We start from the raw sequence: 21,293 nt of genomic DNA, 5'->3' as shown, positions 1-21,293 counted from the left end.
TCCTTGGACGTTGGGTGATGTCAGCGCGTCGCACCCGTCGGTACGCGTCGTATTTCCGACGCCTTCACGTCACCGTACCGGCGGTGCCGGCGCCGGTAGGCGCGGTCTCGGCGGCGGGCGGAACAGTAGCGGGCGTCCCGGCGGCGGGACCCGGCCACGTAGGTCATGCGTCGGCAGATCCGCGCGGAGGACTTCGCGATGCCCGTACCTGTCAAGTACCGGTCGACCGCCGCGGTGTACGTCGCCGGCGGGGCGGACAGCGGCACGACCCGGGCGTGCGGCAGCCGAAGCGCGCCCCAGCCGCCGAGTCCGGTCACCGGTTCGATCGTCACGCTGGTTCCGCCCTTCCGGCACTGCCGCAGTAAATGCGTACACCTCGCGCCGGCGGCCGGAATTGTCCGTCGCAGGCCGCGGTGATCGCGGCAGGGGCTCCGCCGCAGCTCGAGTCGTTTTCTCAACGAACCGAGTCGTTCGGGCTTCCGACTCGGCGAACCTGACGCGTCGGCCGCGGTGAACCGGCGTCCTCCTGCCCAAAAGCGGGGGATCGCACCTCGTCGAAGGCCGGCGCCCGCCCGCGGTCACAGCAGTCCGGGCCGCTGCCACTCGGCACCGAGGACGTGGTGGTCGAGGAAGTTCAGGAACGCCTCGTACCAGACCTGGATGTGGCCCGGGGAGAGGATCCAGTGGTTCTCGTCCGGGAAGTACAGGTACTTCGCAGGCACCTCGAACCGCTGCAGATCCTGGAAGAGCGCGGCGCCCTGGCCGACCGGCACGCGGTAGTCCTTCGCGCCGTGGATGACCAGCATCGGCGTACGGATCTTCGCGGCGTCCAGGTACGGGGAGTGCGCCTCGTACCGCTCGGGCCGGGTCACCGGGTCCCCGAAGATGCACTGGAAGTACCAGGGCGCGTCGGTGTCGCCCTGGAAGGACCGCAGGTCCCACAGGCCCGCGTGGCTCACGATCGCCTTGAACCGATCGGTGCTCGTGGCGACCCGGTTGGCCATGTAGCCGCCGTAGGAGCCGCCCCCGAGCGCGGTGCGCGCGGCATCGATGTCGTCACGGGCCTCGGTTGCGTCGGTCAGCGCCATCACGTCCGTGTACGGGACCCCGCCCCACTGCCCCCAGCCGCGCCGGTGACCCTGCTGACCGTATCCGGTCGACAGGGCCGGGTCGGGCAGCAGCACCGCGTAGCCGCGGGCCGCGAACGGCCACGGGTTCCACCGCCAGGTCCAGCCGTTCCAGCTGCCCTGCGGCCCGCCGTGCACGGCGACGAGCAGCGGCGCGGGGTTCTCGGCCGACGCGCCCTCAGGCAGCACGAGCCAGCCGCGCAGCCGGTACCCGTCCGCCGCGTCGGCGTGCACCTCGGTGAGGGTGCCCGGCAGCGCGTCGAACGCACCGGGGGCGGGCAGCTCGACCGGCGTCTGGTCGGCGACGCCGGCCTCGAACCTGACCGGCCGCGGAGGCGAGTCGATCGCGTTGCGCAGCGCGTACAGCGTCCGCCCGTCGGGGGCCACGCAGAGCGAGCCGTACGCGCCCGAGGCGGTGAGCCGGGTCACGGAGCCGTCCGCGTCCCGCCGGAAGACGGGCGCGTGACCCTCCACATCGGCCACGAAGAAGAGGGCGTCGTCGACCGCCGAACAGACGGCGCCGACGGGCCAGTTGTCGAACCCGGGCAGAAGATCGACGGCCTCGCCGCCGTCCACGCCGACCCGGACGAGCGTCATGTCCATCGACTCGTCGTAAGTCGGCCACGTCATCCGCGAGCACACGACCGCCGAGCCGTCGTGCGTGAACACCGGCGCCTCGTAGAGGTGCTCCACATCGCCCAGGACGAAGACCTCCTCCCCGGTGGCCGCGTGTGCCACCACCACGGCGGTGCGGTTCTCGGCGGGCACCCGGCCGGGTACGAACCTGGTGTAGGCCACTCGCGTCCCGTCGGGCGACAGCGCCACGTCCCCGGGGTGCTCGAGGCCGACGCCCTGCCCGCCGGCGTCGACCACGGCGCCCTCGGCCTCCGCGCGCACGAAGGTGTGCTGTGCCTCGGGGCCGAGATCGCGGTCCCAGGCACGGGTCGGCCCGGCCTCGTACAGGATCGCGGTGACCTTCGCGTCCTTGCGCGCAGTGCGCAGCTTGCCGTGCGTGTCGGCGTCGGCGGCCCCGGGCAGCAGCCCGGCGGTGTGGGCCAGCGCGCCGGATTCCCGGGCGACGGTGAACGCGGTGATCCCGCCCGGGTGCCGGGCCACGACGGCGGCCTCACCACGCCCGGGCAGCGCCCACAGCGCGGCACCCTCGTGCTTGTCCTCCTCACTGTCGTCCTCGCGTTCCGACAGGAAGTACAGCACCCCGTCCGGGCCGAACGCGGGCCCGGACTCGCCCTTCCCCGACCGGGTCAGGCGCAGCGCCTCGCGCTCCCCATCCGGATCGATCTCCCACAGCCCGGACACGAACCTGGTCCGGTCCTCCGACAGCGTCTGCACGGTGGCGACGAGACGGCCGCCGTCGGCGGACAGCGCAAGGGAGTTGACGCGAGGCTGGGCGAGGAACGCGGGCAGGTCGTGGAAGGCGGTCGTGGCACCGGGGATCGCAGACATGCGGACGATTCTTGCTCGGGAAGGAGACGGTGAACAGCGGATTACGGGCGCCGCCCGCCAGGGGCGCCCGCCGCCCGTCCGGCGAAACGCAGAGATCCCGCCCGATCGAAGTGATCGGATGGGATCCCGTCAACCGACTATGAGCTGACTCGTGAACGGCGCCTCCGATCACAGCAACACGTTCAGACCGCTGCACGCACCCGACGCTCACGAACGCCTCCTTCCAGGGTCGCGGCCCGACTCCCCGTTCCTGGCGCGCAGTCTGTCTCGACCAACCGGGCCCACGCGTCTCACCCGATCCGGTCCATGCAGGTCAGCAGCGTGCGGCCGACTTACTTCCCTGAGACAGGACAACGGTCGGCGTCATGCCGGGTGGATGAGGCGGCTTTCGTAGGCGAAGATCACGGCCTGTATCCGGTCCCGGAGTTCGAGCTTTTGCAGGATGCGCCCCAGGTGGGACTTCACGGTCGCCTCCGCGAGGTACAGGGTGGCCGCGATCTCGGTGTTGGACAGGCCGCGGCCCACCTTGACGAGCACCTCGCGCTCGCGGGCGGAGAGCCGGCTCAGCCGCTCGTCGCGGTCGGCGCTGCTGCCGTCGGGGATGTGCGGGCGGAGGTTCTCCAGCAGGCGGCGGGTGATCCGCGGGGAGACCACCGCGTCGCCCGCGGCCACGCTGCGTATCGCGGTGAGCAGTTCCTCGGGCCTGGTGTTCTTCAGCAGGAAGCCCGAGGCTCCGGCTTTGAGTGCGGCGAAGGCGTACTCGTCGAGATCGAAGGTGGTGAGGATCCTCGTCAGCCGTACGCGGTCCCGGAATTGCACCGGGTGGGCATTGCCGGGTTCCGCGACCGCCTGGGTCATCAATGTCCCTGTCGATTGAGCATCATGGTGGCCCCGGCCGGGGCCACCACCGCGTACAGCTGGAGCCGGGTCGGATACGGGGAGCGAAGCCCCCCGGGCTGCCCGGCGTGTTCGTAGCCCTGTCACGGTAGGCCGCAGTCCAGCGGAACGCATGAGTCCACCGTCTGATGGCACCGCGCTGAAATACGACCGCAGGAGGAGTCCCGCTACCCCGTAGTGGCAAAGCGGCCGCTGAACCGGCGTCTCCGATTGCGACCTCGGTTGCGCGGGGGACATGCCTCGGATTGCGACTCCGGTTGCACGCGACGGCGACCCGGGATCGATGTGGCATCGCGTGCGCCACGCTGAGGATGGCCGGACGACCGAGATCGTCACTGCTGCCTGGTCCTTTCCCGTACCCGTGTTTCCCGAGCCGTCAGGTCGTTTCGCGGTCGGCACCCGTGTGGTGGAGTGGACCGACCCACACCGCCCCGAGACCTTCACCGCCGACCCGCACGATCGGCGCACGGTCGTGGTCCAGCTCTGGTATCCCGCGCAGAAGAGCCCCGCAGGCGCGCAGCGGGCTCAGTACCTGGGACGCACAGAGCACGAGGCGCGCATCGTCTCTGGCGCTCTCGCTCGCGAGGTCGGCCTGTTCTCTCCCGGGTCAGGCGGAGTGCGCACCCAGAACACCGCCTGGGCGGAGGAACTGGCCAGCCGCGGCTACGTGGTCGCCGCCATCGACCACCCGTTCGACTCTGCCGCCGTCGTTCTCACCCACGGCCGAACGATTCCCACCAAAACCGCCTCCATCGGCGACCGGGGCAAGGACGGCGTGCTGGCGGCCGGCTGGACGGCTGTTCGAGCCGCCGACCTCAGCTTCGTCCTCACCCAGCTGGACCGTCTGGATCGAGGTGAGATCGTCGGCCCGCTGACCGGACGCCTGGACACCAGCCGGGCCGCGGTGTCCGGCCACTCCATGGGGGGTGCTGCCGCCCTGCAGGCAGCCCGGCAGGACGGCCGGTTCGACGCCGTCATCGATCTGGACGGCTACCCCCACGGCCCCACCTCTCCCTCCCTCCGCCGGCCGACGCTCGCGCTCACCCAGGCCATCACCCCCGGAACCGACCCGCACTACCTACCCCGCCTCACCAAGGTCCTCAAGCTCAGCACCGCGACGAGTTACCGGCTCACCATCTCCGGCACCGCGCACCTCACCTTCATGGACGGCCCCCTGTACCTGCCGCCTGTGCCCTCGACAGTCGGCTCCCTGGGCCGCACCGAGAGCCCGCGCGTCGTCGCGGCAACCACTCTCGCTTTCCTGGACAGCACCCTGCGGCACCAATCCGGTGACCTGGCCGGGGTTCTGTCGGCCTACGGCGACCTCGGCGTCTACCGCCCGGGCAACAGCCGTTGATCAGCTGTGGCATGGCAGCCGACGGCACGGCCGTTCCCCTGCCGAGGACGAAGTTCCGCCGGGCGGTCGGCGGCCGGCCGAAGACGGTGGGGTCGACACCACAGGTCGAGCCCTTCGGAGCAGTCCCAGTCATCCATCGGCGTGCCGGTGGTGGCCAGTGGAGTACAGGTGGAGGACCTTGTGGCCGACGCCCGTTCCGTCGACTGGACGCGCTCGGCGCGGTACAGGCACCGGCCCGTCGGCACGGTGCTCACCGTGGCTCCGCCTGGACATGGCCGACGGCGTCCGCCGGGGTGCGGGGGCGGGGAACGGGCAAGAATCTGACGGTGTATCAGAAAAGGTCTTCCGTCGTCCGCGCCGCTGCGGCATCCTGCGCCCATGCAGACCGAGCTGAGCACACAACTGGGAGTCGAGCACGCCGTCTTCGGCTTCACGCCGTTCCCCGCCGTCGCCGCGGCCATCAGTCGCGCAGGCGGCTTCGGCGTGCTCGGCGCGGTCCGGTACACCGCCCCCGACGACCTCAGACGCGACCTCGACTGGATCGAGGCCCACGTCGACGGCAAGCCGTACGGACTCGACGTCGTCATGCCCGCCAAGAAGGTCGAGGGCGTGAGCGAGGCCGACGTCGAGGCGATGATCCCCGAGGGCCACCGGGACTTCGTGCGGGACACCCTGGCCAAATACGGCGTCCCCGAGCTGGCCGAGGGCGAGGCCGCCGGGTGGCGGATCACCGGCTGGATGGAGCAGGTCGCCCGCAGCCAGCTCGACGTCGCCTTCGACTACCCGATCCGGCTGCTGGCCAACGCCCTCGGCTCCCCGCCCCCCGACGTCGTCTCCCGCGCTCACGAGCACGGCGTCCTCGTCGCCGCGCTCGCCGGGAGCGCCCGCCACGCCCGCAAGCACCAGCAGGCCGGCATCGACATCGTGGTCGCCCAGGGGTACGAGGCGGGCGGCCACACCGGCGAGATCGCCTCCATGGTGCTCACCCCGGAGGTCGTCGAGGCCGTGGACCCGTTGCCCGTGCTCGCCGCCGGCGGCATCGGCAGCGGACGGCAGGCCGCCGCCGCCCTCGCGCTCGGAGCCCAGGGCGTATGGCTCGGATCCGTCTGGCTGACCACGGCCGAGGCCGACCTGCACTCGCCCGCCCTCACCCGCAAGCTCCTCGCGGCCGGCTCCGGCGACACGGTCCGCTCCCGCGCGCTGACCGGGAAACCCGCCCGCCAGCTGCGCACCGAGTGGACCGACGCCTGGGACGACCCCCAGGGACCCGGCACCCTCCCCATGCCCCTTCAGGGCCTGCTCGTCGCCGAAGCCGTCTCGCGCATCCAGAAGCACGAGGTCGATCCCCTGCTCGGGACGCCCGTCGGCCAGATCGTCGGCCGGATGAACGAGGTCCGCAGCGTCCAGGCGGTCTTCGACGACCTCACCCGCGGCTTCGAGCAGGCCGTGGACCGCGTCAACCGCGTCGCCGGAAGGAGCGGCCAGTGACCAGCACACCGCCCGCGGGCTTCTGGGCCCAGGCAGCCCAGGACCCCGACCGCACCGTCCTGATCGCCCCGGACGGCCAGGAGTGGACGGCCGGCCGTCTGCACGCCGCCGCCAACCGGCTCGTGCACGGCCTGCGCGCCGCCGGCCTGGAACGCGGCGACGCCTTCGCCGTCGTCCTGCCCAACTCGGCCGAGTTCTTCACCGCCTATCTGGCCGCCACGCAGGCCGGGTTCTACCTCGTGCCCGTCAACCACCACCTCGTCGGCCCCGAGATCGCCTGGATCGTCTCCGACTCGGGGGCCAAGGTGCTCGTCGCCCACGAACGGTTCGCCGAGCAGGCGCGCCGGGCCGCCGACGAGGCCGGCCTGCCCGCCACCCACCGCTACGCCGTCGGCGCGGTCGAGGGCTTCCGGCCGTACGCCGAACTCCTCGACGGGCAGCCGGAGTCGGCGCCCGCCGACCGGACGCTCGGCTGGGTCATGAACTACACCTCGGGCACCACGGGCCGCCCGCGCGGCATCCGGCGACCGCTGCCCGGAAAGCCGCCCGAGGAGTCCTACCTCGGCGGCTTCCTGGGCATCTTCGGCATCAGGCCGCTCGACGACAACGTGCATCTGGTCTGCTCGCCGCTCTACCACACGGCGGTGCTCCAGTTCGCGGCCGCGTCCCTGCACCTCGGCCACCGGCTGGTCGTCATGGACAAGTGGACGCCCGAGGAGATGCTCCGCCTCATCGACGCGCACCGCTGCACCCACACCCACATGGTCCCCACCCAGTTCCACCGCCTGCTGGCCCTCCCGCAGGACGTACGGGCGCGCTACGACGTGACCTCCATGCGGCACGCCATCCACGGCGCCGCGCCCTGCCCCGACCACGTGAAGCGGGCGATGATCGACTGGTGGGGCGCTTGCGTGGAGGAGTACTACGCGGCCAGCGAGGGCGGCGGCGCGTTCGCCACGGCCGAGGAATGGCTGAAGAGGCCGGGCACGGTCGGAAAGGCCTGGCCCATCAGCGAGCTGGCGGTCTTCGACGACGACGGCGAGCGGCTGCCGCCCGGCGAACTCGGCACGGTCTACATGAAGATGACCACCGGCGGCTTCACCTACCACAAGGACGAGGACAAGACGCGGAAGAACCGCATCGGCGACTTCTTCACCGTCGGCGACCTCGGGGTGCTCGACGAGGACGGCTACCTGTTCCTGCGGGACCGCAAGATCGACCTGATCATCTCCGGAGGCGTCAACATCTACCCCGCCGAGATCGAGTCCGTGCTGCTCGCCCACCCCGCGGTCGCCGACGCCGCCGCCTTCGGCATCCCGCACGACGACTGGGGCGAGCAGGTGAAGGCCGTGATCGAGCCCGCCCCCGGCCACGAGCCCGGCCCGGACCTCGCCGCCGAGCTCCTGGCCCACTGCGCCGACCGGCTGGCCGGTTACAAGCGGCCCAGGTCCGTCGACTTCATCACCGAGATGCCCCGGGACCCCAACGGCAAGCTCTACAAGCGGCGGTTGCGCGAGCCGTACTGGGAGGGACGGCCCCGCCCGTTGTGAGCGGCGCTGCCCCCGCCCCGGCCGCGACCCCGGGGCTGGTCGAAGTGCGGGGGCGGGTGCGGGTGCGGGTGCGGGGGCGAGTGCGTGTGCGGCTGTGGGCCGGGCCGGGCAGGGCAGGGGCGATGCGGTGCGGTGCGGGCTGCGCGGGGCACGGCCGGGCGTGCGCGGGTGGCGCGGGCCGAGGGCAGACGTCGCCCGCTCCGTCCGGCTGACGCCCGGCGACGGTGACGACTTGACCCGCACCGGCCGCCGTCCGAGGATCATGAGCCATGACGCCCGGACATGGCAGCACGGTCGACGGGGTGCTGCGGCGCAGCGCCCGCCGCACCCCGGCACGCGTCGCGGTCGAGTACCGCGACCGCACCTGGACCTACGAGGAACTCGACGAGGCGGTCTCGCGCGCGGCGAGCGTCCTGCTCGCCGAGGGCCTCGCGCCCGGCGACCGGGTCGGCGCCTACGGCCACAACTCCGACGCCTACCTCATCGCGTTCCTGGCCTGTGCCCGCGCGGGCCTGGTCCACGTCCCCGTGAACCAGAACCTCACCGGCGGCGAACTGGCGTACATCGTCGCCCAGTCGGGCAGCTCGCTGGTTCTGGCCGATCCCGGTCTCGCCGACCGGCTCCCCGCCGGCGTGCGGACGGCGGCCCTGCGCGACACCGACGACTCGCTGCTGGCCCGGCTGGCCGAGGCCCCCGTCCACGACGGTCCCGAGCCGCGCACCGACGACCTGGTGCAGCTGCTCTACACCTCGGGCACCACGGCCCTGCCGAAGGGCGCGATGATGACGCACCGCGCCCTGGTGCACGAGTACCTGAGCGCGATCACCGCCCTCGACCTGAGCGCCGGCGACCGCCCCGCGCACTCCCTCCCGCTCTACCACTCCGCCCAGATGCACGTGTTCCTGCTGCCCTACCTCGCGGTCGGCGCCACGAACATCGTCCTGGACGCCCCCGACGGCGACCGGCTCCTCGACCTCGTCGAGGCCGGCCGCGTCGACAGCCTCTTCGCCCCGCCGACCGTGTGGATCGCTCTGGCGAACCGCCCCGACTTCACGACACGCGACCTGAGCGGCCTGCGCAAGGCCTACTACGGGGCGTCCGTCATGCCGGTGCCGGTCCTGGAGCGGCTGCGTGAACGGCTGCCCCGGCTGAGTCTGTACAACTGTTTCGGGCAGAGCGAGATCGGCCCGCTCGCCACCGTCCTCGCCCCCGAGGAGCACAAGGGGCGCCTGGACTCCTGCGGCCGCACGGTCCTGTTCGTGGACGCCCGTGTCGTCGACGAGGACGGTGCGGACGTCCCCGACGGCACACCCGGCGAGATCGTCTACAGGTCGCCGCAGCTGTGCGAGGGCTACTGGGAGAAACCCGACGAGACCGCCGCGGCCTTCCGGGACGGCTGGTTCCACTCCGGCGACCTGGCCGTGCGCGACGCCGACGGCTACTTCACGATCGTCGACCGGGTGAAGGACGTCATCAACTCCGGCGGCGTACTGGTGTCCTCCCGGCAGGTCGAAGACGTCCTCTACACGCACGACGCCGTCGCCGAGGCCGCTGTGATCGGCCTGCCGGACGAGAAGTGGATCGAGGCGGTCACGGCGGTCGTCGTCGCGCGGGGGGAGATCTCCGAGGAGGAGCTCATCGCCCATGCGCGTAAGGAGCTGGCTCCCTTCAAGGCCCCCAAACGGGTGCTCTTCGTGGACGAGCTGCCCCGCAACGCCAGCGGCAAGATCCTCAAACGGGAGCTGCGGGACCGGTTCGGCTCATGACGCCCACGCGTGGTGACGCCCACGCGTGGTGACGCCCGTCCGTCGTGACGCCCCGCCCGTCATCACGCGCGCGGACGCTCGTCCACGATCCGCCTGATCTTGCCCACCGACCGCTCCAGCGACTCCGGGTCGACGATCTCGACGGCGACCGACACGCCGATGTCGTCCTTCACGGCCGCCGCGACGGCGCGCGCGGCCGTGTCGCGGTCCGCGGGCGAGGCGTCGGCGCGGGCCTCGGCGCGGACCGTGAGGGCGTCGAGACGGCCCTCACGGGTCAGGCGGAGCTGGAAGTGGGGCGCCACGCCCGGGGTGCGGAGCACGATCTCCTCGATCTGGGTGGGGAAGAGGTTCACCCCGCGCAGGATGACCATGTCGTCGCTGCGTCCGGTGACCTTCCGCATCCGCCGGAAGACGCGAGCCGTGCCCGGCAGCAGGCGGGTGAGGTCGCGCGTGCGGTAGCGGACGACCGGCATGGCCTCCTTGGTCAGCGAGGTGAACACCAGCTCGCCCTCCTCCCCCTCGGGGAGGACCTCGCCGGTGATCGGGTCGACCACCTCCGGGAAGAAGTGGTCCTCCCAGACGTGCAGCCCGTCCTTGGTCTCCACGCACTCCTGCGCCACGCCCGGCCCGATCACCTCCGACAGGCCGTATATGTCGACGGCGTCGATCGCGAAACGCTCCTCGATCTCCCGGCGCATCCGCTCCGTCCACGGCTCCGCGCCGAAGACCCCCACGCGCAGCGAGGTGGAACGGGGGTCCACGCCCTGGCGTTCGAACTCGTCGAGCAGGGTGAGCATGTAGGACGGGGTCACCATGATGATCCGGGGCTCGAGGTCGAGGATCAGCCGCACCTGACGGGCGGTCATGCCGCCGGACGCGGGGATCACCGTGCAGCCGAGGCGCTCGGCGCCGTAGTGGGCGCCGAGGCCGCCGGTGAACAGGCCGTATCCGTAGGCCACATGGACGGTGTCGCCGGGCCGCGCGCCCGCGGCGCGGAGCGAACGGGCCACCATGTCCGACCACATGGACAGATCGGCGTCCGTGTAGCCGACGACCGTCGGCCGGCCGGTCGTTCCGCTGGAGGCGTGGATGCGGCGGATACGGTCCCTGGGGACGGCGAACATCCCGTACGGGTAGTGCGCCCGCAGGTCGGCCTTGGCGGTGAAGGGAAAACGGGCCAGGTCGGCGAGGTCGCGGCAGTCGTCGGGGTGGACGCCGGCCCTGTCGAAGGCCTCGCGGTAGAAGGGCACCCGGGCGTAGGCGCGACGCAGCGAGGTCCGCAGCCGCTCCAACTGCAGGGCGCGCAGCGCCGCCTCGCCGAGGCGCTCGCCCTCGTCCAGCGGGTTCCGCACATCCGTCATGGGACTTCTCCCTCACCGGCCTGTCCGCACCGAGCACCGTCGACGCCGAAACCGTCTCGACGCCGAAATCGTCTCGATCCGGGCGACCGATCATTCGGTCGATCTTCTTGTGGATCAGTAATCCAGGCCCGCGGGCGTCAGGCAAGAGGCCGGCGGCGACTTTCGCCCGGAGAACCCCGTTGCGGGCGGCCGCGACCCCTGCCGAGAATCGGGGCATGCCGATCTTCACCGCGCCGGACGGGACCGAGCTCGCCTACCGCGTGTCGGGTGAGGGCGAGCCGCTCGTCGTCCTGCCCGGCGGCCCCCTGCGGGCCTCCGACTACCTCGGCGACCTGGGCGGTCTCGCCGGCTGCCGCAGCCTGATCCTGCTCGATCTGCGCGGCACCGGCGGCTCCGCGCCTCCCGCGGACCCGGCGACGTACCGCGTCGACCGGCAGGTGGACGACGTCGAGGCGCTGCGCGTGCACCTGGGGCGGGAGCGGATCGACGTGCTCGCCCATTCGGCGGGCGGCAGCCTCGCGATGCTGTACGCGGCGCGGTACCCGCACCGGGTGTCCCGGCTCGCGCTGGTCACCGTCAATCCGTGGGCGCTGGGCCGGCCGGCCACGGTCGAGGAGCGGCTGGCGGCCGCGCGGCTGCGCCGCCGTGAACCCTGGTTCGAGCAGGCGTTCCCGGCGTTCGAGGCGTGGCTCGGGGGCGGGGGCGAGCCCGATCCGGCGGTCGTCGGCGCCTTCTTCCACGGCAGGTGGGACGAAGCCGCCCGCGCCCACGAGGCCGCCGCGGACGAGCAGACCTGTGCCGAGGGCGAGGAGCGCTTCCTCGATCCGGCCGCCTTCGACCCGCCGGCCCTGCGGACCGCGCTGGCCGAGCTGACCGCCCCGGTGCTCGTCCTGGCCGGCGAGCTGGACGGCGGGCCCCGGCCGGACCGCGCCCGGCTGGTGGCCGACGCCTTCCCGAACGCCGAGTTCGCCGTGCAGCCCGGCGCCGGCCACTACCCGTGGCTGGACGACCCCGGCGGGTTCGCCGGGCGGGTCGGCGACTTCCTGGAGCGTGCCGGTCGCTCGAGCAGGGTGTGACGAGGCTGAGAAGGGCCGTCACGGACCGGAGCCAGGGCGCCGCGGGCCTGGTCAGCTGCTCTCCGCCACGGCGACCTCGCGCGCCCACCGGTAGTCCGCCTTGCCGCTCGGTGAGCGGCGGATGGACGCGGCGAGCACCAGCTGGCGCGGGATCTTGTAGCCGGCGAGCCGGGTGCGGCAGTGCCGCTGGATGTCCTCCAGGGACGGCGGCGGGGCGCCGTGGCGGACCTGGACCACCGCCGCCACATGGTTGCCCCACGTCGGGTCCGGCACCCCTGCCACCAGGGCGTCGTACACGTCCGGGTGCGCCTTGAGCGCCTGCTCGACCTCCTCGGGGTACACCTTCTCGCCCCCGGTGTTGATGCACTGCGAGCCGCGCCCGAGGACGACGACCACCCCGTCCTCGTCGACGGTCGCCATGTCGCCGAGCAGCACCCAGCGCTCGCCGTCCTTCTCGAAGAAGGTCTCGGCGGTTTTCACCGGGTCGTTGTAGTAGCCGAGCGGGACGTGGCCGCGTTGGGCGACGCGACCGATCTCGCCCGCGGCCACCGGCTCGCGGGTGGCCGGATCGACCACCTGGGTACGGGGGTTGACCCGGACGCGGAAGCCGCGCTCGGGTCCGGAGTCGTCCGTCGCCGTGCCGTTGAAGCCGGACTCCGAGGAGCCGAAGTTGTTCAGCAGCATCGCGTTCGGCATCAGCGCCCGGAACTGGCGGCGGACCGTGTCCGACATGATCGCCCCGGAGGAGGAGACGCTGAACACCGATGAGCAGTCCGTGCCCTTCATGGGCCCTTCGAGCGCGTCGATCAACGGCCGCAGCATCGCGTCGCCCACCAGGGAGATGCTGGTGACCTTCTCCTTCTCGATGGTCCGCAGCACTTCCTCGGGCACGAACTTGCGGTGGATGACGACGCGTTGACCGAAGTTGAAGCCGATGAAGGCGGTGAGCGTGGAGGTGCCGTGCATCAGCGGGGGAGTCGGGAAGAAGGTGATCCCGGTGCCGCCGGCCGCGACCCGTTCGGCTATCTCCTGGGGCGTCTTCACCGGCTCGCCCGTGGGCGATCCGCCGCCCAGCCCCGAGAAGAACAGATCCTCCTGACGCCACATCACGCCCTTGGGCATGCCGGTCGTGCCGCCGGTGTAGATGATGAACTGGTCGTCCCCGGAACGCGCCGGGAACCCGCGCCCGGGCGAGCCGCTCGTCTCGGCGTCGGCGAACGAGGTGATGCCCTCGACCGCCGGGCCGACCCGGATCAGGTGCCGCAAGGCCGGCGTCTGCGGCAGCGCGGCCGTCACCCGGTCGGTGAACTCCGCGTCGAAGGCGAGCGCGACCAGATCCGCGTCCCGGTAGAGGTAGACCAACTCTTCCTCCACGTACCGGTAGTTGACGTTGACCGGCACGATCCGCGCCTTCAGGCAGCCCAGCACCGTCTGCAGGTACTCCACGCCGTTGTACAGATGCAGCCCGAGGTGCTCGCCGGGACGCACGCCGCTGTCGAGGAGGTGGTGACCGATGCGGTTGGCGGCCGCGTCGAGCTCCGCGTACGTCAGCCGGCGTTCCGCGCCCGTGCCGGGATGGTCGACGTACACGAGCGCCTCGCGGTCCGCGGCCACGTCGACGACCGACTCGAACAGGTCGGCAAGGTTGTACTCCACCGTTCCTCCTGACCTCACGACGGCCTGGCTCTCAGACGGTTCGCCGGTCATCACAGCAAAGCGCGCGGTAAGTGGGAAGGGTCCGCGCCAAGAAATCTGACTGTCTGTCAGAAAACCCTTGAACTGCCGTCACGCCTACTGCAACCTGTTCTCGTTCTTTCCGAGGGGAGATGTGCGATGGGCGGTACCGAACACCTCACCGTGCGACGCGAGGGCGCCACACTCGTGCTCACGCTCAACAGGCCGCAGGCCAAGAACGCGCTCTCGCTCGCCATGCTCGTCGGCCTGTACGACGGCTGGCTGGAGGCCGACGAGGACGACTCGGTCCGCTCGGTCGTCCTCACCGGCGCGGGCGGCTCCTTCTGCTCCGGCATGGACCTCAAGGCGCTGGCCGGCAAGGGCATGGAGGGCGAGCAGCACCGCGACCGGCTCAAGGCCGACCCCGACCTGCACTGGAAGGCGATGCTCCGTCACCACCGCCCGCGCAAGCCGGTGATCGCCGCCGTCGAGGGGTACTGCGTCGCGGGCGGCACCGAGATGCTCCAGGGCACCGACATCCGCGTCGCCGGCGAGTCCGCGACCTTCGGCCTCTTCGAGGTCAGGCGCGGCCTCTTCCCGATCGGCGGTTCCACCGTCCGGCTGCAACGGCAGATCCCGCGCACCCACGCCCTGGAGATGCTGCTCACCGGACGCCCGTACAGCGCCCGGGAGGCCGCGGACATCGGTCTGGTCGGTCATGTCGTGCCCGACGGCACGGCCCTGAAGAAGGCCCTGGAGATCGCCGAACGCGTCAACTCCTGCGGTCCGCTGGCGGTCGAGGCCGTCAAGGCGTCGGTGTACGAGACCGCCGAGCTCACCGAGACCGACGGTCTCGCCGCCGAACTCGCCCGTGGCTGGCCGGTCTTCGACACCGCCGACGCCAAGGAGGGCGCCCGCGCCTTCGCGGAGAAACGCCCGCCCCGCTACAGGCGCGCGTGACGCTCCGCCGGGCGAGCGGGAGGTGCGGTTCGCTCCCCGTCCGCGGGGCCGTCGTGCCGAGCCGCGTCCACGCGGCGGAGCCGCACACACAGTCGCCCCGCGCCCCTCACGGGGCGCACCCCATGACGTCGGCTCCCCGAGGAGGCAGCCCCGATGCCCGAAGTGCTGAAAGCCCCCCTTGTCGTCGAGTTCCCCTTCACCCGGTCCCTCGGCCCCGTGCAGAGCGCCTTCCTGACCGGCCTGCGCGAGCGCGTCGTCCTCGGCGTGCGGACCGCCGACGGCCGCACCCTCGTCCCGCCCGTCGAGTACGACCCCGTGACCGCCGAGGAGATCCACGACCTCGTCCAGGTCGCGCCCACCGGCACCGTCACCACCTGGGCCTGGAACCACGCCCCCCGCCGCGGCCAGCCCCTCGCCACCCCGTTCGCCTGGGTCCTGGTCCGCCTCGACGGCGCCGACACCGCCCTCCTGCACGCCCTCGACGCCCCCGGACCCGACGCCGTCCGCACCGGAATGCGCGTCCGGATCCGCTGGGCCGCCGAACGCGAGGGCGCCATCACCGACATCGCCTGCTTCGAGCCCCACGCCGGCGAACCCGCGTCACCCGACGGCGAACCCGGCGCGCTCGCGGACGACCGGGTCACCGGCATCGTCGCCCCCGCCCGCCTCGACTACACCTACTCGCCCGGCCGCGCCCAGTCCGCCTACATCGCCGCGCTCTCCACCCGGCGCACGGTCGGCGAACGCTGCCCGGCCTGCCGCAAGGTGTACGTCCCGCCCCGCGGAGCCTGCCCCACCTGCGGCGTCCCGACCGCGGAACAGGTCGAGGTGGGGCCGCGCGGGACCGTCACCACCTTCTGCATCGTGAACATCAAGGCGAAGAACCTCGACATCGAGGTGCCCTACGTCTACGCCCACATCGCCCTCGACGGCGCCGACCTCGCCCTGCACGGACGCATCGCCGGCATCCCCTACGACCAGGTCCGCATGGGCCTGCGCGTCGAACCCGTCTGGACGGAGGGCGCCCGCTACCCCGACCACTACCGGCCCACCGGCGAACCGGACGCGGACTACGACGTCTACAAGGAGCTGCTGTGACCCGCGAGGAACCCCCGGACCGCCGCGACATCGCGGTGGTGGCCTTCGCCCAGACCGACGTCCTGCGCACCACCGACGAGCTCTCCGAGGTCGAGATGCTCATGCCGGTCCTGCACAGCGTCCTGGACCGGACCGGCCTGAAGACCGCCGACATCGACTTCACCTGCTCCGGCTCCAGCGACTACCTCGCCGGCCGCGCCTTCTCCTTCACCCTCGCCCTCGACGGCGTCGGCGCCTGGCCGCCCCTGTCCGAGTCCCACGTCGAGATGGACGGCGCCTGGGCGCTGTACGAGGCGTGGACCAAACTCCTCACCGGCGACGCCGACACCGCTCTCGTCTACTCCTACGGCAAGTCCTCTCCCGGCTCGCTGCGCGACGTCCTCACCCGCCAGCTCGACCCGTACTACGTCGCCCCCCTGTGGCCCGACTCCGTCGCCCTGGCCGCGCTCCAGGCACAGGCGCTGATCGACGCCGGCCACACCGATGAGCCGGCCCTCGCGGCGATCGGCGCCCGCAGCCGACGCACCGCCACCCTCAACTCCCATGCCCAGCTGCGCGGTTCCGTCCCGCAGGGCGACTACGCCGTGCGGCCGCTGCGCACCGGCGACTGTCCGCCCGTCGGCGACGGGGCCGCCGCCGTCATCCTCGCGGCGGGCGAGCGGGCCCGTGAGCTGTGCTCCCGGCCCGCCTGGATCAGAGGCGTCGACCACCGCATCGAAGCCCACTCGCTCGGCGTGCGCGACCTGACCGACTCGCCCTCCACCCGCCTCGCCGCCGAGCGGGCCGGCGCGTTCGACCGGCCCGTCGACACCGCCGAACTGCACGCGCCGTTCAGCTCACAGGAGGTCGTCCTGCGCAAGGCGCTGCGGCTGGACGACAGCGTCCGGGTGAACCTGTCCGGCGGCGCGCTCGCGGCCAACCCCATGATGGCCGCCGGTCTGATCCGCATCGGCGAGGCCGCTGCCCGCATCCACCGGGGCGAGTCCGACCGCGCCCTCGCCCACGCCACCTCCGGCCCGTGTCTCCAGCAGAACCTGGTCGCCGTACTCGAAGGGGAACCGCGATGAGCAAGGAGCCCGTGGCCGTCGTCGGGATCGGCCAGACCAAGCACGTCGCGGCCCGCCGGGACGTCTCGATCGCCGGACTGGTTCGCGAGGCCGCCCGGCGCGCCCTCGACGACGCCGAGCTGACCTGGGCCGACGTCGACGCCGTGGTCATCGGCAAGGCCCCCGACTTCTTCGAGGGCGTCATGATGCCCGAGCTGTACCTCGCCGACGCGCTCGGCGCGGTGGGCAAGCCGATGCTGCGCGTGCACACGGCCGGCTCGGTCGGCGGATCCACCGCGCTGGTCGCCGCGAACCTGGTCGCGGCCCGGGTCCACGGCACCGTTCTCACCCTGGCCTTCGAGAAGCAGTCCGAGTCCAACGCCATGTGGGGACTGTCCCTGCCCATCCCCTTCCAGCAGCCCCTGCTCGCCGGGGCCGGCGGCTTCTTCGCCCCGCACGTGCGCGCGTACATGCGGCGCAGCGGCGCGCCCGACACCGTCGGCTCGCTCGTGGCGTACAAGGACCGGCGCAACGCGCTGAAGAACCCCTACGCCCACCTCCACGAGCACGACATCACGCTGGAGAAGGTCCAGGCCTCGCCCATGCTCTGGGACCCGATCCGCTACTCGGAGACCTGCCCCTCCTCCGACGGGGCCTGCGCGATGGTGCTCACCGACCGGGCCGGAGCCGCCCGCTCGCCCCGTCCGCCCGCCTGGGTGCTCGGAGGCGCGATGCGCAGCGAACCGACGCTCTTCGCCGGCAAGGACGCGGTGTCGCCGCAGGCCGGAAAGGACTGTGCCGCCGATGTCTACCGGCAGGCCGGGGTCACCGACCCGCGCCGCGACATCGACGCCGTGGAGATGTACGTGCCGTTCTCCTGGTACGAGCCGATGTGGCTGGAGAACCTCGGCTTCGCCGAAGAGGGCGAGGGCTGGAAGCTCACCGAGGCCGGCGTCACCGAGCTCGACGGCGACCTGCCCGTCAACATGTCGGGCGGTGTCCTGTCCACCAACCCGATCGGCGCCTCGGGCATGATCCGCTTCGCGGAGGCCGCACTCCAGGTGCGCGGCCAGGCCGGGGAACACCAGGTGGAGCGGGCCGGCAAGGTCCTCGGCCACGCCTACGGGGGCGGCTCGCAGTTCTTCTCCATGTGGCTCGTCGGAGCCAGGCCGCCGATGTCCTGAAAGGTCCTCCTCGCGTGCTCTGTCGGCGTACGGGGCCGATCGCTAGGCTGGCCCGCGGACGACGAACCGGGAGGAGCACGGACGTGGCCGAGAGCACCATCCACCAGCAGCCGCTCACGGGCTGGGACAAGCCCGAGCTGGACCTCAGCAACGCCGAGTGGCAGTCCAGCAGCCGGGGGCGGGGGGATGTCCAGATCGCCTTCGTCGAAGGATTCATCGCGATGCGCAACAGCGGCAGCCCGCAGAGCCCTTCCCTGATCTTCACACCCGCCGAGTGGGGCGCGTTCGTGTCGGAGGCACGGGCGGGAGAGTTCGACCTGACCTGACCTGACCTGACCTGACCTGACCTGACCTGACCTGACCTGACCGCGGCCGGCCCGGCGGGCGAAGGCCGCAGTCCGCGGGTGAGGGCCAGGGACGCCCCATCGGTCGCGGCAGCCGGCGCACGGCGCCGCGCAGGCCCCAGGCCGACGGCTGCGACGGCCCGCGAGGACCCCCCGAGCACCGGACGCCCTGCGCCGGGCGCCCGTGCCCGCAGAGCGCACGCGGGGCAGGTCCGAAGGGACGGAGGAGAACGCCGGGACCCGTGGGCCGCGGACCGGATCACGCGCGGCGGAACGCGTGCCGCCCGCGCACCGCCCGAGCGCGTCGGCCACGTACCATGGCGGCATGTCGTTCCTCCGCCGCCGCAGCGCCACGCCCGCCGGGCCCGACTTCGACGTACTGGCCATGGACCCGGGCGACTGGCCCGGCAACCTGGGCGCGGGCCTTCTGCCCGCACCCGACGGCAGCTGCCAGGGCGTCTTCCTGCGCTACGACCTCTTCGGCGGCCGCGGCCCCGCGATGATCATCGGCAATCTGCCCGAGGGATCCCCGGCCCGCGAGGTGGAGGAGGGCGAGGTCCCCTTCGAGGTGGCCCAGCTCCTGCTCGCGCTGGAGAACGACGAGGAGGTGACCGTCGTCGGCACCGAGGACATGCCGGTGATGCAGGGCGACAACCTGCTGATCGTGCGCCGCCTGAAGCTCTCCGAGGGGCGGATCTCCTGCGTGCAGTTCGACCGCAGCGACAACGTCCTGGTGACCATCGCCGCCTGGGACCGCCCCATCACCGACGACCTCTACGCCCTGCTGAAGCCGCTCCCGGCGGAGCTGTTCCAGCAGGGCTGAGGCCCGGCCGCGCCGTCGACGACGCGGCCCGCGGCCCGCACGTCTACGTCGCCGGGGTCGCCTTCACGTCCGCGGCGCGCACGAACGCCACCCGGTGGCCGTACTGGATCTCGTAGTACTGGTCCTCGCCGACGACCAGCCGGTGCGAGTCGCCGGCGAAGGTGACCGAGTAGTAGTACTCGCCGGGAACCTTGTCGCCGACCACGTACTTCTGCCCCTTGGGCAGGGTGTACGGCAGCGGCGAGAGCGCCTGGGCCGGAACACCCGCCGGATAGGCCCCGGCCTCGGGATAGGCCCTGCCGTACAGCGCCACGCTGTCGCGGCCGTCCTTCGGGGTGACCACCCGGCCCGTCGCGGGAACGGCGGTCGGCCGGGCCGCGGGGTTCCTGAACCAGGCCTTCCGGCCGAGGTACCAGATCGCCGTCCAGTCGCCCCACCGGTCGGCGACCGCGTACTGCTGGCCGGTCGACGCCCGTGAGGCGACGTCGTTCAGGCCCGTGGTCGGTGCCGAGCCGTCGCCGACGTCCTTGATCAGGGCGGACTGCTCGTCATGATCGGAGTACAGCCGCACGTCGCCGGAACCGTGCGCGGCGCACGCCACGCCCTGGCCGCCGCAGTCCGTGTACACCGGCCGGTTGGCGGTGTAGTCGGGCCGGATCGTCACCACGCCGCCGCTGCCGGCCGTAGCCTCGAAAGGCCGGCCCAGCAGCTCGAAGTAGTGCCTCCAGTCCCAGAACGGGCCGGGATCGGTGTGCATCCCCGGAATGCTCGCGCCGGTCGGGCCGGGCACGTTGTCGTGGCCCAGGATGTGCTGCCGGTCCAGCGGGACGCCGTACTCGGCGGCCAGGTAGGTCACCAGACGGGCCGACGCCCGGTACATCGCCTCGGTGAACCAGGAGTCGGGCCGGGCGAGGAACCCCTCGTGCTCCAGGCCGATCGACTCGGAGTTGACGTACCAGTTGCCGGCGTGCCACGCCACGTCCTTGGCCTTGACGTGCTGGGCGATGTGCCCGTCGGTGGAGCGCAGCGAGTAGTTCCAGGACACGTAGGTCGGGTCCTGGACCGTGGACAGCACGCCGTCCCAGGCGCCCTCGGTGTCGTGCACGACGATGTACCTGATGGGGGGCGAGGCGGGCCGGTCGGCCACGTCGTGGTTGCCGTAGTCGTCGTCGCCGAACCGCTCGTGCGGCGCCGGGATCCATTCGCAGGACACCGTCGTCGGGCACTCGGCGCCCGCCGCGGAGAGCGTGCGCAGACCGGCCCTGTGCAGTGCGGCCTTCCGCGGGACCAGGCCCGGCCGCGCGGCCAGGGCGACCGTCTGCCCGGCGTCCGTGGTGCGCTCCTCGCCGGTGTGGATCACCTGGTAGACGTCGTCGGCGTAGGCGGCGGCGGTCGCGGTGTCGTCAGCGCCCGAGAACCGCGCCACCGCGCCGTACCAGTCCGCCGGATCGGCGCTCAGGGGCTCGCCCAGGGCGCGCTGGGCGGCGGCCAGGAGCGCCGCGCCGCCCGCGACGTTGGCCGCCGGGTCCGTGCGCAGCGCCGCGGGGCTCAGACCGGTCAGCCGCGCGGCCTTCGGCAGGGTCTTCAGCCGGGCCGGCAGCTCCGCGCTCGACGGGAGCCGGACGCCCGGGACCTGCGCCGGCCGCGTCGCCGGGCGGGCGGAGTCGCCCCGCAGGTCCCGGGTGTCCCCGTCGCGCTGCGAGGCGGCGGCCAGCGCCGCGCGGGCGTCGGTGAGGTGCATCGGGCCGTAGCCGCCGGTCACGCTCGGCGCCCCGGCGTGCGCGTCCCAGCGGGACTGGAGGTACGAGACGCCCAGCAACACGCTCTGCGGCACGTGGTACTCGGCGGCCGCGGCGGCGAAGGCCCGCTGCAGGCCGGTCGCCGAGGCGGGCCGGGGATCCGCGGCGTCGGCGGGGGACGCCGTCGCGCACAGCGGGAGCAGCAGAGCCGCCGACGCCACGGCGCCTGCGGCTCTACGGGAACGTCTGCGGGGTCCGGGGGGAGTGACGGGTTTTCGCACTGCGGTCTCCTGGGGGACGAGCGGGCGGCGGCGTACGGGCCCGACGGGGCCCGGTGGC

16 protein-coding genes and 1 pseudogene are annotated in these 21,293 nt (G+C 72.5%); 11 read left to right on the top strand and 6 right to left on the bottom strand.

The window, feature by feature from the left end; all coding sequences use genetic code 11:
* Positions 1–20: 20 nt before the first annotated feature.
* The 3 genes and pseudogenes from IE239_RS27475 to IE239_RS27465 form a co-directional block, all read right to left on the bottom strand.
* Positions 21–332: a hypothetical protein gene (locus tag IE239_RS27475; protein ID WP_190152121.1), complete on the bottom strand. Its 312-nt coding sequence runs from the start codon at positions 330–332 to the stop codon at positions 21–23.
* Positions 333–578: 246 nt separating this feature from the next.
* Complete coding sequence (locus tag IE239_RS27470; RefSeq protein ID WP_190152089.1) at positions 579–2,591, bottom strand: alpha/beta hydrolase family protein; 2,013 nt, start codon at positions 2,589–2,591, stop codon at positions 579–581.
* Between the two features lie 363 nt (positions 2,592–2,954).
* Positions 2,955–3,377, bottom strand: a pseudogene (locus tag IE239_RS27465) (LuxR C-terminal-related transcriptional regulator); the annotation flags it as partial.
* A 406-nt stretch (positions 3,378–3,783) separates the two neighbouring features.
* Between IE239_RS27465 and IE239_RS27460 the strand changes: the two are divergent.
* The 4 genes from IE239_RS27460 to IE239_RS27445 all read left to right on the top strand — a co-directional run bounded on the left by IE239_RS27460 (position 3,784) and on the right by IE239_RS27445 (position 9,649).
* Positions 3,784–4,845, top strand: coding sequence for an alpha/beta hydrolase family protein (locus tag IE239_RS27460; protein ID WP_229878332.1), 1,062 nt, complete (start codon positions 3,784–3,786; stop codon positions 4,843–4,845).
* 378 nt (positions 4,846–5,223) lie between these two features.
* Entirely contained in the window at positions 5,224–6,333 is a 1,110-nt protein-coding gene (locus tag IE239_RS27455; RefSeq protein WP_190152088.1) for an NAD(P)H-dependent flavin oxidoreductase, read from the top strand.
* Complete coding sequence (locus IE239_RS27450; RefSeq protein WP_190152087.1) at positions 6,330–7,883, top strand: acyl-CoA synthetase; 1,554 nt, start codon at positions 6,330–6,332, stop codon at positions 7,881–7,883. The genes IE239_RS27455 and IE239_RS27450 overlap by 4 nt, the downstream gene beginning before the upstream one ends.
* A gap of 269 nt (positions 7,884–8,152) precedes the next feature.
* Positions 8,153–9,649 carry an acyl-CoA synthetase gene (locus IE239_RS27445; RefSeq protein ID WP_190152086.1) on the top strand — a complete coding sequence of 499 codons (1,497 nt, stop codon included), beginning with the start codon at positions 8,153–8,155 and terminating at the stop codon, positions 9,647–9,649.
* A gap of 62 nt (positions 9,650–9,711) precedes the next feature.
* Here IE239_RS27445 and paaK read toward each other — a convergent pair whose 3' ends face one another.
* The gene (paaK, locus tag IE239_RS27440) at positions 9,712–11,010 is read right to left on the bottom strand and encodes a phenylacetate--CoA ligase PaaK (protein ID WP_190152085.1); all 1,299 of its coding nucleotides are present in this window, start codon (positions 11,008–11,010) and stop codon (positions 9,712–9,714) included.
* A 215-nt stretch (positions 11,011–11,225) separates the two neighbouring features.
* Here paaK and IE239_RS27435 point away from each other — a divergent pair, with 215 nt between their 5' ends.
* Positions 11,226–12,086: an alpha/beta fold hydrolase gene (locus tag IE239_RS27435; protein WP_190152084.1), complete on the top strand. Its 861-nt coding sequence runs from the start codon at positions 11,226–11,228 to the stop codon at positions 12,084–12,086.
* 51 nt (positions 12,087–12,137) lie between these two features.
* On the opposite strand, the gene IE239_RS27430 is transcribed toward IE239_RS27435, so the two are convergent.
* Positions 12,138–13,742, bottom strand: a complete 1,605-nt coding sequence (locus IE239_RS27430) for an acyl-CoA synthetase (protein ID WP_190152083.1) — start codon at positions 13,740–13,742, stop codon at positions 12,138–12,140.
* A gap of 177 nt (positions 13,743–13,919) precedes the next feature.
* On the opposite strand from IE239_RS27430, the gene IE239_RS27425 reads away from it, so the two are divergent.
* From IE239_RS27425 to IE239_RS27400, 6 genes are all read left to right on the top strand, one after another.
* Complete coding sequence (locus IE239_RS27425) at positions 13,920–14,720, top strand: crotonase/enoyl-CoA hydratase family protein (protein WP_190152082.1); 801 nt, start codon at positions 13,920–13,922, stop codon at positions 14,718–14,720.
* Positions 14,721–14,873: 153 nt separating this feature from the next.
* A complete protein-coding gene (locus IE239_RS27420) occupies positions 14,874–15,818 on the top strand; it encodes a Zn-ribbon domain-containing OB-fold protein (protein WP_190152081.1) in 945 nt (314 codons plus the stop codon).
* Positions 15,815–16,885, top strand: a complete 1,071-nt coding sequence (locus IE239_RS27415) for a thiolase family protein (RefSeq protein ID WP_190152080.1) — start codon at positions 15,815–15,817, stop codon at positions 16,883–16,885. The genes IE239_RS27420 and IE239_RS27415 overlap by 4 nt, the downstream gene beginning before the upstream one ends.
* Positions 16,882–18,048 (top strand): thiolase family protein, encoded by a 1,167-nt coding sequence (locus tag IE239_RS27410; protein WP_190152079.1) that lies wholly within the window; start codon positions 16,882–16,884, stop codon positions 18,046–18,048. The genes IE239_RS27415 and IE239_RS27410 overlap by 4 nt, the downstream gene beginning before the upstream one ends.
* Before the next feature lie 83 nt (positions 18,049–18,131).
* Positions 18,132–18,374, top strand: coding sequence for a DUF397 domain-containing protein (locus IE239_RS27405; protein WP_190152078.1), 243 nt, complete (start codon positions 18,132–18,134; stop codon positions 18,372–18,374).
* 343 nt (positions 18,375–18,717) lie between these two features.
* The gene (locus IE239_RS27400; RefSeq protein WP_062646030.1) at positions 18,718–19,215 is read left to right on the top strand and encodes a hypothetical protein; all 498 of its coding nucleotides are present in this window, start codon (positions 18,718–18,720) and stop codon (positions 19,213–19,215) included.
* Positions 19,216–19,258: 43 nt separating this feature from the next.
* On the opposite strand, the gene IE239_RS27395 is transcribed toward IE239_RS27400, so the two are convergent.
* Positions 19,259–21,175: an N-acetylmuramoyl-L-alanine amidase gene (locus tag IE239_RS27395; RefSeq protein ID WP_229878331.1), complete on the bottom strand. Its 1,917-nt coding sequence runs from the start codon at positions 21,173–21,175 to the stop codon at positions 19,259–19,261.
* Positions 21,176–21,293: the final 118 nt, after the last annotated feature.

The sequence above is a fragment of the Streptomyces humidus genome, assembly GCF_014649655.1.
Classification (GTDB): Bacteria; Actinomycetota; Actinomycetes; order Streptomycetales; family Streptomycetaceae; genus Streptomyces; species Streptomyces humidus.
Note: the sequence above shows the minus strand (reverse complement) of the source record. Positions and strands in the feature narration are given on the sequence as shown.